Annotated in this window: 11 protein-coding genes; 7 read left to right on the top strand and 4 right to left on the bottom strand. The window is 74.2% G+C overall.

Annotated elements, in window-relative coordinates:
* Genes ABT057_RS10040 through ABT057_RS10070 form a run of 7 tightly spaced genes read left to right on the top strand, consistent with a single transcriptional unit; the run spans position 1 to position 7661 of the window.
* Complete coding sequence (locus ABT057_RS10040) at positions 1–1035, top strand: NAD-dependent epimerase/dehydratase family protein (protein WP_352341996.1); 1035 nt, start codon at positions 1–3, stop codon at positions 1033–1035.
* Positions 1023–2306, top strand: coding sequence for a DUF4910 domain-containing protein (locus ABT057_RS10045; RefSeq protein WP_502973840.1), 1284 nt, complete (start codon positions 1023–1025; stop codon positions 2304–2306). Before ABT057_RS10040 ends, ABT057_RS10045 begins: the two co-directional genes overlap by 13 nt.
* Before the next feature lie 5 nt (positions 2307–2311).
* Positions 2312–3598, top strand: coding sequence for an MATE family efflux transporter (locus ABT057_RS10050; RefSeq protein WP_352341998.1), 1287 nt, complete (start codon positions 2312–2314; stop codon positions 3596–3598).
* Positions 3595–4542: a glycosyltransferase family 2 protein gene (locus ABT057_RS10055; RefSeq protein ID WP_352341999.1), complete on the top strand. Its 948-nt coding sequence runs from the start codon at positions 3595–3597 to the stop codon at positions 4540–4542. The genes ABT057_RS10050 and ABT057_RS10055 overlap by 4 nt, the downstream gene beginning before the upstream one ends.
* Positions 4539–5771 (top strand): polysaccharide pyruvyl transferase family protein, encoded by a 1233-nt coding sequence (locus ABT057_RS10060; protein WP_352342000.1) that lies wholly within the window; start codon positions 4539–4541, stop codon positions 5769–5771. The genes ABT057_RS10055 and ABT057_RS10060 overlap by 4 nt, the downstream gene beginning before the upstream one ends.
* The gene (rfbC, locus tag ABT057_RS10065) at positions 5768–6319 is read left to right on the top strand and encodes a dTDP-4-dehydrorhamnose 3,5-epimerase (RefSeq protein WP_352342001.1); all 552 of its coding nucleotides are present in this window, start codon (positions 5768–5770) and stop codon (positions 6317–6319) included. The genes ABT057_RS10060 and rfbC overlap by 4 nt, the downstream gene beginning before the upstream one ends.
* 7 nt (positions 6320–6326) lie before the next feature.
* Positions 6327–7661, top strand: a complete 1335-nt coding sequence (locus tag ABT057_RS10070) for a glutamate-1-semialdehyde 2,1-aminomutase (RefSeq protein WP_352342002.1) — start codon at positions 6327–6329, stop codon at positions 7659–7661.
* A gap of 7 nt (positions 7662–7668) precedes the next feature.
* Here the strand turns inward: ABT057_RS10070 and ABT057_RS10075 are convergent, their stop codons facing one another.
* The 4 genes from ABT057_RS10075 to ABT057_RS10090 form a co-directional block, all read right to left on the bottom strand.
* Positions 7669–8364 (bottom strand): phosphatase PAP2 family protein, encoded by a 696-nt coding sequence (locus tag ABT057_RS10075; RefSeq protein ID WP_352342003.1) that lies wholly within the window; start codon positions 8362–8364, stop codon positions 7669–7671.
* Positions 8361–8504: a hypothetical protein gene (locus ABT057_RS10080; RefSeq protein WP_352342004.1), complete on the bottom strand. Its 144-nt coding sequence runs from the start codon at positions 8502–8504 to the stop codon at positions 8361–8363. Before ABT057_RS10080 ends, ABT057_RS10075 begins: the two co-directional genes overlap by 4 nt.
* A gap of 178 nt (positions 8505–8682) precedes the next feature.
* A complete protein-coding gene (locus ABT057_RS10085) occupies positions 8683–10695 on the bottom strand; it encodes an SWIM zinc finger family protein (RefSeq protein ID WP_352342005.1) in 2013 nt (670 codons plus the stop codon).
* Positions 10695–13532 (bottom strand): SCO1167/SCO6262 family helicase, encoded by a 2838-nt coding sequence (locus ABT057_RS10090; protein ID WP_352342006.1) that lies wholly within the window; start codon positions 13530–13532, stop codon positions 10695–10697. The genes ABT057_RS10085 and ABT057_RS10090 overlap by 1 nt, the downstream gene beginning before the upstream one ends.
* Between the last annotated feature and the right edge of the window lie 3 nt (positions 13533–13535).

Below are 13535 nucleotides of genomic sequence, written 5' to 3' on the forward strand. Positions count from 1 at the left end.
TTGCGCGTACTACTGACCGGACACCAGGGCTATCTGGGCACCGTGATGGCCCCGGTCCTCGCGGCCGCCGGGCACGAGGTCGTCGGCCTCGACGCCGGCCTGTTCGCCGACTGTGTGCTGGGCGAGCCGCCCGCGGACCCGCCGGGGCACCGGGTGGACCTGCGCGACGTCACGGCCGACCACGTGGCCGGGGTGGACGCCGTGATCCACCTGGCCGCGCTCTCCAACGACCCGCTGGGATCGCTGGCGCCGGAACTCACCTACGACATCAACCACCACGCGTCCGTGCGGCTGGCCCGGCTGGCCCGCGACGCAGGAGTGCGGCGCTTCCTGTACGCGTCGACGTGCTCGGTCTACGGCGCCGCCGGCGACCCCGACTTGTCGAACTTGGTGTCCGAGGACGCCCCGCTGCGCCCGGTGACGCCGTACGCGGAGTCCAAGGTGCGGGTGGAGGACGACCTGCACGCGCTGGCCGACGACGACTTCACCCCGGTGTTCATGCGCAACGCCACCGCCTTCGGCTACTCGCCCCGGCTGCGCGCCGACATCGTGCTGAACAACCTGGTGGGCCACGCGCTCCTGTCCGGCGAGGTCCTCGTGCTCTCCGACGGCACCCCCTGGCGCCCGCTGGTGCACGCCGCCGACATCGCACAGGCCTTCGCGGCCGCGCTGACCGCGCCACGGGAAGCGGTCCACGACCGGGCGTTCAACATCGGCAGTGAGATCAACAACGTCACGGTCGCCGAGATCGCCGAGCAGGTCGCCGAGGCGGTGTCCGGCGCGAAGGTGGTGATCACGGGGGAGAACGGCGCCGATCCGCGGTCGTACCGGGTGGACTTCTCCCGGTTCCGCGCCGCGATTCCCGGCTTCGACTGCGAGTGGACGGTGAAGCAGGGCGCGCTCGAACTCGCCGACGCCTACCAGAAGTTCGCGCTGAACCGGGAGAACTTCGAGCGACGCTTCACCCGCCTCGCCGTGCTGCGCGCCGCCTCCGAAGCCGGCTCCGTCGACGACACCCTGCGGTGGCGCCGATGACCGACGCCGGCGAAGAGATGTACGCGCTGGTGGAGCGGCTGTACCCGCTGTGCCGGAGCATCACCGGCGACGGTGTGCGCGCCACCCTGGACATCGTCGGCGAGTACGTCCCGCTGCAGGTGCACGAGGTGCCGACCGGGACCCAGGTGCTCGACTGGACGGTGCCGCAGGAGTGGAACATCCGCGACGCCTACATCGCCGACACCGCCGGCAACCGGGTCGTCGACTTCGCCGCGTCCAGCCTGCACGTGCTCGGCTACAGCGTCCCGGTGTCGCAGACCATGCCGCTGTCCGAACTGCGCACACACCTGCACACCCTGCCGGACCACCCGTCCTGGGTGCCGTACCGCACCAGCTACTACAAGCCGGAATGGGGGTTCTGCCTGGCCCAGGAGACCCTGGACGCGCTGCCGGACGGCGAGTACGAGGTCCGCATCGACTCCACACTCGCGGACGGCCACCTCACCTACGCCGAGCACGTGGTCCCCGGTCAGGTCTCCGACGAGGTGATCGTCTCCTGCCACGTCTGCCACCCCTCGCTGGCCAACGACAACCTGGCCGGCATCGCGGTGGCGACGTTCCTGGCCCGGGCGCTGGCGGAGCAGACGCCGTACTACACCTACCGGTTCATCTACGCGCCCGGCACCATCGGGGCGATCACCTGGCTGGCCCGCAACGCGGAACGGGTGGAACGGGTCAAGCACGGACTGGTGCTGGCCTGCGCCGGCGACCCGGGCCGGCTGACGTACAAACAGAGCCGACGCGGTGACGCGGAGATCGACCGGGTGATGCGGCACGTCCTCGCCGCCTCCGAACGCCCGCACCATGTCGCCGAGTTCACTCCGTACGGCTACGACGAGCGGCAGTACTGCTCGCCCGGGTTCGATCTCGGCGTGGGCTCGCTCAGCCGGACCCCGTACGCCGGCTACCCCGAGTACCACACCTCGGCGGACAACCTGGACTTCGTCTCCCCGGAGGCGATGGCCGACACACTCGCCCTCTGCCGGGAGGCGTTCGCCGTCCTTGACCGCAACCGGCGGTACGTCAACCTCAGCCCCTACGGCGAGCCGCAGCTGGGCCGGCGCGGGTTGTACGACGCGCTCGGCGGCCGCAGCGACACCAAGCAGGCCCAGATGGCCATGCTCTGGGTGCTCAGCCTCTCCGACGGCGAGCACAGTCTGCTGGACGTCGCCGAGCGGTCCGGGCTGCCGTTCAGTGCCGTCGCCACCGCGGCCGGCGCCCTGCACGGCGCCGAACTGATCAAGGTGTGACGCCGATGACCACCGAGGGGAAGACGATGGCACCGGCCGGATCCGCCAAGCGGGCCCTCGTCGGCCGGCTGTCCTGGGGGCTGGCCGACCAGGCGGCCTCCAGCATCTCCAACTTCGCGGTGGGCATCTACGTGGCCCGCTCGCTGGGGGTGACCGCGTTCGGCGTGTTCAGCCTGGCCTGGGTGACCTACGGCGTGGTGCTCAACGTCTCCCGCGGGCTGGCCACCGACCCGCTCGTGGTGCGCTTCAGCGGCGCGCCGGACGCGTCCTGGCGCGGCGCGGTGGCCCGGTCGTCGGGTACCGCGCTCGGCGTCGGTTCCGCCATCGGCGTGCCGTGTCTGCTGGCCGGCCTTGCTCTCGGCGGCCGGGTGGGTCCCGCGTTCGCCTGCCTCGGGGTCATGCTGCCGGGGCTGCTGCTCCAGGACGCCTGGCGGTTCTCGTTCTTCGCCGCCGGCGCCGGCCGGAAGGCGTTCGTCAACGACCTCGTGTGGGGCATCGCGCTCGTCCCGGCCATGGTCGTGGCGGCCCACGTGGGCAGCGTGGCCGCTTTCGTGCTCGCCTGGGGCGCGTCCGCCGCGGTGGCCGCGGCGTACGGCTGCCTCCAGTCCGGTATCCGGCCCCGGATGACCGGGGCGCGCGGGTGGCTTCGCGAGCAGCGCGATCTCGGCTACCGGTACCTCGTCGAGAACGTCAGTCTCAGCGGCGCGAGCCAGCTGCGGGCGTACGGGCTCGGCGTGATCGTCGGGGTCGGTGCGGTGGGTGCGGTGCGGGGCGCCGAGCTCCTGATGGGCCCGTTCCTCGCCGTGCTGATGGGGCTGTCGCTGGTCACCGTTCCGGAGGCGGCACGGGTGCTGCGGCAGGCGCCGCACCGGCTCGGCAGGTTCTGCCTCCTCCTCGGCGGGGGGCAGGCCGCCGGCGCGCTGCTCTGGGGCGGGGCGCTGCTGCTGATGCCCGGCCGGTTCGGCGAGCTGGTGCTCGGCGACGTCTGGCACTCCGCCTCGCAGCTCATCGTGCCGATCACCCTCGGTGTCGCGGGCGCGGGCCTCGGCACCGGCGCGGCGGCCGGGCTGCGCGCGCTCGGCGCGGCCCGGCGCAGCCTGCGCTGCCAGCTGTTCGCCTCCGCCTGCTATGTCGGCGGAGGGCTCGGCGGGGCGGCCGCCGCCGGCACGGTCGGCTCGGCCTGGGGCGTCGCCGCCGCGACCGTCAGCGGCTCGGCCGTGTGGTGGCTGCAGCTGCGGTCCGCCCTGCGCGAGCGGCACCACAACTCCGTTCCCGAAGTGAGGACCTCATGACAGCCCAACCCAGGCTGAGCATCGGCCTGCCCGTGTACAACGGCGAGGAGTACCTGGCCGAGTCGCTCGACGCCCTGCTCGGCCAGACCTACGAGGACTTCGAGCTGGTCATCTCCGACAACGCCTCGACCGACGGGACCGAGGACATCTGCCGCAAGTACGCCGCGAAGGACTCACGCATCCGGTACCTCCGGCTGCCCCGGAACATCGGCGCCACACCGAACCACAACCATGTGTTCGCCGAGTCCCGCGGCGAGCTGTTCAAGTGGGCCTCGCACGACGACCTGTACGGCCGGGACCTGCTGCAACGCTGCGTCGAGGCGCTGGACGAGCGGCCGGACGTCATCCTCGCGCACACCGACCAGGCGGTCATCGACGGCGACGGCCAGGTGAAGGTGCCCTACGAGTACGGGCTCGCCACCGACTCGCCGCACGCGCCGGAGCGCTTCCGCAGTCTGTTGTTCGAGCCGGGTGGCGACGACTTCTACGGGGTGATGCGGGCCGACATGCTGCGCCGGGTGAAGCCGCTCGACAGCTACCACCACGCGGACCGCACGTTCGTCGCCGAGATCACCCTGCACGGGCCCTTCCACCAGGAGCCGGAGCTGCTGTACTTCCGCCGCGACCACCCCACGCGCGCCGAGCGGGCGAACCCTTCCAAGCGCTCCCGGTGCGTCAACCTGGACCCGCGCCGGGCGGGCCCGCTGCACCCGACGCCCCGGCTGCTCGCCGAGTACGTCTGGGGGTTCGCCTCGGCGATCCGGCGGGCGCCGCTGTCCCCGGCCGACCGGCGCGCCTGCTACCGCCACCTGGCCGCGTGGATGACCAGCCGGGTCCGGCCCGGCGCCGGCGAGCGGGTCGAGGACCGCGCCCCGGTCGATCCGGGCCTGCTCACGGTGTCCGTCGACGCCCTCGTCGCCGGCCGTGAGGGGAGGCAGGCATGACGGCCTCGGACAGCACCCCGGTGCGCGTCGGGGTGTTCGGCCTGCTCGGCTCCGGCAACCTCGGCAACGACGGATCGCTCGAAGCCGTGCTCGGGTATCTCCGGGCCGAACACCCGGATGCGGTCGTGGACGCGCTGTGCGGCGGACCCGAGGCCGTGACGACCCGGTTCGGGATCCCCGCGACGCGGCTGCACTGGTACCGCGGGGAGTACCGGACCGCGTCGCGTGCGGGCTCGATCGCGGCGAAGGGTCTGGGCAAACTCGTCGACGTCTTCCGCACCGCAGCCTGGGTGCGCCGGCACGACGTGGTGATCGTGCCGGGGATGGGCGTCCTGGAGGCCACGCTGCCGCTGCGGCCGTGGGGCTTCCCGTACTCGCTGTTCCTGCTCTGCGCGAGTGGCCGGCTGCTGCGCACCCGGGTGGCGCTGGTCAGCGTCGGCGCCGCGACGATCGGCGACCGGCCGACCCGGGCCCTGGTGCGCTGGTCGGCGCGGCTGGCCGCATACCGGTCGTACCGGGACGCGCAGTCCCGCGACGCGATGCGGGCGATGGGCGTGGACACCGCGCGCGACGAGGTCTACCCGGACCTCGCGTTCTCTCTGCCGACACCGCAGGCCGGCGCCCCCTCGGACACTCCGGGCACGGTCTGTGTCGGCGTCATGGACTTCCACGGCGGCAACGACGATCGCGCCCGGGCCGACGAGATACACCGGCGCTACCTCGACGGGACGATCCGGTTCGTCCGCGCGCTCGTCGAGGAGGGCAGGCCGGTCCGGCTGCTCACCGGCGACGAGTGCGACGCGTCGGTGGTCGCCGCGATCCTCGACGCGGTGGACTCGCCACTGGTCACCGCTGCCGAGCCGGCCTCACTGGCCGACCTGATGAAGGAGATGGCGGCTGCCGACACCGTGGTGGCGGTCCGGTACCACAACCTGATCTGCGCGCTGAAGACCGGTACGCCGGTGCTCGCTCTCTGCTACGCGGCGAAGAGCGACGCGCTCATGGCGGAGATGGGCCTCGGCGCGTTCTGCCACCCGGCGCGCCAGGTCGACGCCGACCGGCTGCTCGAGCAGTTCCGTGCGCTGGAGAAGCGTTCGGCCGAGCTGCGGCGGACCCTCACCGAGCGGAACCTGGCCGCCGCCCGGCGACTCGAGCACCAGTTCAACTCCCTGAACGCGGCCCTGTTCCCTGCGGCCGACCACGCACACACCTCGCGGAAGGCTCCATGAAGGCGACCGAAGTCCCGGAGATCACCGGCGCGTACCTCTTCGAGCCGACGCCGTACGCCGACGAGCGCGGCTTCTTCTGCCGCACCTTCGACGCCGACGTGGTCCGCTCGGTGGGCCTCGACCCGGACGCCTTCGTCCAGGACAGCCTGTCCCGCTCGGTCCGGGGCGTGCTGCGCGGCCTGCACCTGCGCTCCGGCGCCGGCGAGGCCAAGCTGGTGCGGTGCTCGTACGGGAGGATCTTCGACGTCGTCGTGGACCTGCGGACGGACTCGCCGACCTACCGCAACCGGGCCTTCTTCGAGCTGTCCGACGACACGCAGGTGGCCCTGTACATCCCGGCGGGGTGCGCGCACGGCTTCCAGGCTCTGACCGACATCGCCGACGTCTCGTACCGGATCGACCGCCGGCACGATCCGGCCGAGGACGTGACGATCGCCTTCGACGACCCGGAGCTCGCCATTCCCTGGCCGCTGCCGGTCACATCGATGTCCCACCGGGACCGGGAGGCGCCGAGCCTCTCCGAGGTCCTGAAGCAAAACGAAAGTTGAGGTCGGTGTGAACACCGAAGACACCGCAGAGCTCCTGCTGCCCCGGTCACGGACGGCGAACGAGCGGCTGCACGCCTTGATCCCCGGGGGCGCGCACACCTACGCCAAGGGTGACGACCAGTACCCCGAGGGCCTGGCCCCGGTCATCAGCCACGGCCGCGGTGCCCACGTGTGGGACGTCGACGGCAACCGCTACATCGAGTACGGCTCCGGCCTGCGGTCGGTCAGCCTCGGCCACGCCCACCCACGCGTGACCGAGGCGGTGCGGCGGGAACTCGACCGCGGCAGCAACTTCGTGCGGCCGTCCATCGTGGAGGTCGAAGCCGCGGAACGCTTCCTGGCCACGGTGCCGACGGCCGACATGGTGAAGTTCGCGAAGAACGGCTCCGACGCCACCACCGCCGCGGTGCGTCTCGCCCGCGCCGCCACCGGGCGCCCTCGGGTGGCCATCTGCGCCGACCACCCGTTCTTCTCCGTCGACGACTGGTTCATCGGCACCACACCGATGTCCGCCGGCATTCCGGCCGCGACCAACGAGCTCACGGTGGGGTTCCCCTACGGGGACCTGGCCGCCACGGAGGAGCTGCTCACCCGGTACCAGGACGAGGTCGCCTGCCTGATCCTCGAACCCGCCACCCACACCGAGCCGCCGCCCGGGTACCTCGAGGGCCTCCGCGAACTGGCCGACCGGCACGGCTGCGTACTGGTCTTCGACGAGATGATCACCGGCTTCCGCTGGTCCGAGGCGGGCGCCCAGGGCCTGTACGGCGTCGTCCCCGACCTCTCCACCTTCGGCAAGGCGCTGGGCAACGGGTTCGCCGTCTCCGCGCTGGCCGGGCGCCGCGATCTGATGGAACGGGGCGGGCTGCGTCACTCCGGCGACCGGGTGTTCCTGCTGTCCACCACGCACGGCGCGGAAACGCACTCCCTGGCAGCCGCGATGGCCGTGTTCAACACCTACGTCGAAGAGGGCGTCACCGCCCGGCTGCACGCCCTCGGCGAGCGGTTGGCCGCCGGTGTCCGCGACGCCGCGGCCGCCATGGGCGTCGGCGACCACATCGTCGTCCGGGGCCGGGCCAGCAACCTGGTCTACGCCACCCTCGACGAGAACCTGCGGCCGTCGCAGGAGTACCGCACCCTGTTCCTGCGCCGGCTCCTCGCGGGCGGGGTGCTGGCCCCGTCGTTCGTGGTGAGCAGCGCGCTCGACGACGCCGACATCGACCACACCGTCAACGTGGTGGCCCAGGCATGTGCGGTGTACCGGAAGGCACTGGACGCCGCCGACCCCACCCCCTGGCTGGGCGGACGGCCGGTGAAGCCGGTGTTCCGCCGCTTGGCGTGATGTGACGTCAGGGGCTCTCCCGCCGACCGGCGTCGGCCGTCCGATCGGCCGGCCGGTCAGCCGCCCGGTCAGCGGTCCGGTCGATCAGCCACGCGGTCGCCGGTATCACCGCCAGCGCGGTGCACCAGCCGCCGAGGACGTCGGTCGGGTAGTGCGCGCCCAGGGCGACCTGTGCCCATCCCATGGCGGCGCCGGCCACCAGCGCCGCGGCGAGCACGAGTGACGTGCCGGCCGTCCTGCCGAGGCCGAGCCGGCCGGTCGCGGGCAGCGCCACCATGAGGGCGAGCGCGGTGAGGAAGGCGGTGTGCCCGCTCGGATAGGACAGGTTGCCGTCGCCGTGGATGGTGCGTCCCACCAGCGACTTGAGCAGTGTCGCCGTCCCCACGGTCATGCCGACGCCGGCAACGACGAGCACCGCCGCGCGAGGACTCCGCAGCAGGAGGCAGCCCGTGACGACGGCCACGACCAGCGTCACCGATCCCACGGGCTCCCCCAGGAAGTCCAAGGCCAGAGCGACGTCCCGCCACGGCGGCCCCACACCGTCCACGTCCGCCCCGATCCGCGCGTCCACCATGCCGGGCCTGCTGTCGCCGGCATACAGGACCCCGAGCACGACGACCACCAGCGCGGCGAGGGCCGCGGTCAGCCCGAGCCACACACGCAGCACCGGGGGCAGCACCGCGCGTGCCGGCCGGCCGGTCACCCGCCCACCGCGGCTTCGGGGCCGTCCGGCTGGAAGCCGCGGAAGGGCTGGTCCACATGCGTCAGCCGGCCCGCGACGGCGAGATCCGGCTCGCCGAGCCACTCGACGCCTGGATTCAGCGAATTGAGCGCGAGGCTCATCGGTCGTCCTCCTTGCGATGGGATTCCTCCGGGCCTTCCGCACGACGCCCCGCCCGGACCTGCGCCGGTTCGTCGACGAAACTACACACGCCTGACGAGCCCGACAGCAAGCCCCTGCGATTCGGCAGCACACTCCCCTTCGGTGCCCGGCACCACGACCGGCCGGCGGGGACCGCCGTCACGGTTCTCCGGTGCCCCCGAGGCCCGTCAGGGCGCCCACCGGGTCGGGGTCGGGGGTGCCGCGCGGCCACCAGTCGTCGTGACCGGGCTCCGACTCGTACGGGTACCACAGGCCGTCGCGGCCGAAGCGGAGCTGGACGTGGCCGCGCGGGTGCGTGAGGTGGTTGCGCCAGGGGCGGAAGGCCGGGAGGTCGGCGGCGAGGAGGAGCGGCCGGGCCCGGTCGAAGCGGCCCGCGGGCGGGTCCCAGGACTCCTCCAGGACGGTGAGCCCGTCCGGCCCGCCCTGTCGCCAGGCGGCGACCGCGCGGGCCAGTTCGGACGGGGTGCGGCCGGCGGCGGAGGCGAGCGAGGCGTAGAGGGCGCGGGTGCCGGCGGTGAGTCCGGAGCCGGGTCGGGCCGCGGCGAGCCGTACGGCGTCCTGCCAGAGGGTCAGTTCACCGATCTCGTCGTGGCCGGTCGTCAGCAGCGCGTGGGCGCGGGCTGCGGCGTCGGTGGCGAGCTGGTCCAGGGCGAAGGAGTCGGGGCCGTGCGGGGCGGACGGGTAGGCCGGGGGCTGTTCGGGGTGCGGTGGGACGGGCAACGGGGCGGGGAGCGGCGGCAGTCGCCGGCCGGCGGCCACCGCCTCGGTGGCGCGGACGCCCGGCAGCGGTGCCGGTTCCCGCTCCTGCGCGGCACGGGCCGCCCGCGTGGCGTTGCGGCGGGACAGCGCGTCCAGCAGTTCGCGCTCGCCGCGGCCGCGCAGGAGGAGCAGCACGAACGGGTCGGCGTCCAGCAGCCGCGCGGTCTGGTAGCAGAGGGCGGCCGCGTGCTTGCAGGGATGGGCGCGGTCGGGGCAGCTGCACTGCGGGTCGAGGTCACCGGGGCCGGGCAGCAGCGCCACCCCGCACTCGGCGAGGGACTCCGGCATCTCCTTGTCGAGGAGCGCGGCGATGTGCGCGGGGCGCTCCACGGCCGCGTCCAGGAACCGCTCCCAGTCGTCGTCACCGAGCGTCCGCAGCCGGACCTGCACACGGTACGGGCGGGGTCGGCTGCCCTGGACGTACGCGAGGACGAGGCCGGGGGTGACGGTGATGGCGTCGACATGTCCCTGCTGGGCGTAACCACGCCCGCGGGCCAGCCTCTTGGCGTCGAGGGCGCCCTCCTCCAGGGCGGCGGCCCAGGCGTTGCCCCACCAGGTCTCGGCGAAGGGCGTGCCGTCCGCCGCGTCCCCGGGCCCGGGCAGGGGCGGGAAGGCGGGGAAGGTGCGGCGGTGCTCGCCGTCGCGGGAGGGGGCGGCCATGGAGCGCGGGGACCGGGCCGCGGGATTCCCCGGTTCCGCCCCGGCCCCGGCGCTGTGGTCCGGAGCCGGTTCGGCGGGCGGGGCCGGGTCCGCGGACGACGGTGCGTCCTCCGGCGGCATGTGGAAGGCACCGGCGAGGAACTCCCGTACGTCACGCACCCGGTCCCGGGCGACGGAGTCACGGGGGCCGGGCTCACGGGGGCCGGGCTCACGGGCGTCCCGGTCGCGGGAACGGCCGGCGCGGCGGAGGGGCGAGTCGGCCGGCGGGGCCGGGGCGGACTGCTGGGCCCGAGCCCTGGCGGCCCGCAGTGCCTCCCGTGCGATGTCCGCGGGACGCGCTGCGGGCGCCGCTTGCGGTGCGGGGGGCCCGGGCTCACGGAGTCCGGACGCACCGGCCTCACCAGGCACACCGGACGCAGCGGACTCGCCGTGCTCGCCCGGCTCATCGGCTGCCGGTACGGCCCGCGCCCTGCGCCGCAGTGCCGCGCGGGCGGCGTCGCCGGGTCTCGGGGCGGGGCTCGGCGGCGGGGGCGCCGCGAGGGGCTGCGCCGGGCCCGGGCCGTCCGCGACAGGCGCCGCCTGCTCCTGCTCCTGCTCCTGCTCCTGCTCCTGCTCCTGCTCCTGCTCAGCCTGTTCCTGCGGCACCTGATCCTGCGGTCGCGTCCGGTCCCGGACCGCCCGCAGGGCGCGGCGGGCCTCGGCGGCGGGGCTGTGGTCCTCCGGCTCGGCCATCACGTCTCCCTCCGCAGTCGCACCAGGTCGGTCAGCTCACGGTTCGTCAGTTCGGTGAGCGCGGACTCGCCGGAGCCCAGGACGGCGTCGGCGAGGGCCCGCTTGGCCTGGAGCATCTCGGCGATGCGGTCCTCGACGGTGCCCTCGGTGATCAGGCGGTGGACCTGGACGGGCTGGGTCTGTCCGATGCGGTAGGCGCGGTCGGTGGCCTGCTCCTCCACCGCCGGGTTCCACCAGCGGTCGAAGTGGACGACATGGCCCGCGCGGGTGAGGTTCAGGCCGGTGCCGGCGGCTTTGAGGGAGAGGATGAGAACCGGGGTCGTACCGGCCTGGAAGCGGTCCACCATCCGCTCCCGCTCGGGCACCGGAGTGCCGCCGTGCAGCAGGTCCACCGGGATCGCGCGGGCGGCGAGGTGGGCGGTGATCAGCCGGGCCATCCCGACGTACTGGGTGAAGACGAGGGCCGAGCCGTCCTCGGCGAGCAGGGTGTCCAGCAGTTCGTCGAGCAGGGCGAGTTTGCCGGAGCGGGCGGCGAGCCGGTCGCCGGTCTCGGCGCTCTGCTCCTTGAGGTACAGCGCCGGGTGGTCGCAGATCTGCTTGAGCGCGCCGAGCAGCTTCAGGACCAGACCCCGGCGGGCGATGCCCTGCGCCGTCTCGATGGCGAGCATCGACTCGCGCACCACCGCCTCGTAGAGCGCGGCCTGTTCGCGGGTGAGCGGGACCGGGTGGTCGGTCTCGGTCTTGGGCGGCAGTTCCGGCACGATGCCGGGGTCGGACTTCTTGCGGCGCAGGAGGAAGGGGCGGACCAGCCGGGCGAGGCGCTCCACCGCTTCCGCGTCCTCGCCGTTCTCCACGGCCCGCGCGTGCCGCGCCCGGAAGGACTTCAGGGGGCCGAGGAGACCGGGGGTCGTCCAGTCGAGGAGGGCCCAGAGTTCGGAGAGGTTGTTCTCGACGGGAGTGCCGGTGAGGGCCACGCGCGCGGGGGACGGGATGGTCCGCAGCGCCTTGGCCGTCGCCGAGTACGGGTTCTTCACGTGCTGCGCCTCGTCCGCGACGACCATGCCCCAGGTCTGTCCGGCCAGGGCGGGGGCCGCCGAGCGCATGGTGCCGTACGTGGTGAGGACGAAGCCGCCGGTCAGGCCGGTCAGGCTGCGCTCGGGGCCGTGGAAGCGGCGGACGGGGACGCCGGGGGCGAAGCGGTTGATCTCACGCTGCCAGTTGCCGAGGAGGGAGGCGGGGCAGACCACGAGGGTCGGCTCGGTGCGGGCCCGCCTGAGGTGGAGGGCGATCAGAGTGATCGTCTTGCCGAGGCCCATGTCGTCGGCGAGGCAGCCGCCGAGGCCGAGGGAGGTCATGAGGTCCAGCCAGCCGAGGCCCCGGAGCTGGTAGTCCCGGAGGGTGGCGCGCAGCCCGGGAGGTGGGTCGGCGGGCTGCACGCCGGCCGTGAGGCGGTCGCGCAGGGCGGCCAGCGCATCGACGGGGACGGCCTCGACGCTCTCGCCGTCGGCCTCGGCGGTGCCGGTGAGGGCGACGGACAGGGCGTCGACCGGGTCCAGCAGGCCCAGTTCACGCTTGCGGGCCTTGCGGACGAGCGCGGGGTCGACCAGCACCCACTGGTCGCGGAGCCGGACGACCGGCCGGTGGGCCTCGGCCAGGGCGTCCATCTCGGCCTCGCTGAGCGGGTCGCCGCCGAGCGCCAGCTGCCAGCGGAACTGCAGCAGTTGGTCGCTCTCGAAGAAGCCGGTGCCGTCGGTCGCCGAGCCCGGCGCGGGGCGGACCACGGCGGTCGCGCTGAGGTCCTGCGCGAGGTCCCTCGGCCAGTGCACGGCGACGCCGGCCGCCGCGAGCCGGGTGGCGGCCCGGCCGAGCAGATCGGCCACCTCCTCCTCGGACAGGGCCAGTACGTCGGGGGCGTCCTGTTCGGTGAGCCGGGCCAGCGGCGGCCAGACGCGCGCGGCGCGCCGGACGGCGAGGGCCGCGTCGACGCGCGCGCGGGGGCCGAAGGCGGAGTCCGCCTCGCCCGCCCACAGGGCCCCCGCGTCGGTCATCAGGGTGGGGTCGGCGAGGCTGTGCACCTGGACGATCGCGGCGCCCGCGCCCGGCGCCCGCCCGCCGCCGTCCGCTTCGGATGCGTCGAACAGGTCGTACGCCGACAGGTCCAGGCGGAGCGAGACGCGCACGCCCGCGTCCATGCCTGCGGCGACCTCCGCCGCCCAGTCGTGGGCGCCGGGCAGACGCTGGGGCCGGCGGTCGGCGAACGGCCTGCCCGCGGCGAACGGCGCGGCGGGGGTGCGGGGCAGGGTGTCCGCCACGGCGTCGAGGAAGGCGCGCATCAGGGCCTCCGGCCGGGGCAGCCGGAGCGGGCCCGGGCCGGGCAGGGGGACGGCGTGGCCCTCGTGGGGCAGGGCGGCGGCGACCGCGCGCAGGTGGGCGACGTCCTCCGGGTCCAGGGGGCCGGCCCGCCAGGCGTCGTGGCCGGTGGGCGTGAGGCCGGGCAGCAGGCGGCCGCGGGCGGTGAGCCGCAGCGCGTGCAGGGCGGCCGCGCCCCAGCAGGCGGTGGCGGGATGGGCGGCGGGGTCGCGCCGGGCGTGAACGAGGAGGGGCAGCGCGCGGTCGAGCGGCAGGGTCAGGGCAGGGGTCCGGCGGCGGCGGACGGAGGCGCCGTACGGGCGGACGACGGTGAGCTCCGCCGGGTCGGCGGCCGCGAGCGCGGGCAGCGCTCCCTCCTCCGGGTCCCAGAGGGCGATGCGGCCCTCGCGCGGGAGCGGGGCGGGCAGGAAGACGGCGGCGAGGCGCGCCGGGGCGGTCAACTGTTCCGCCGAAGCCGTGTCGTGCATACG

Source organism: Streptomyces sp. NPDC002588 (assembly GCF_040295925.1).
Classification (GTDB): Bacteria; Actinomycetota; Actinomycetes; order Streptomycetales; family Streptomycetaceae; genus Streptomyces.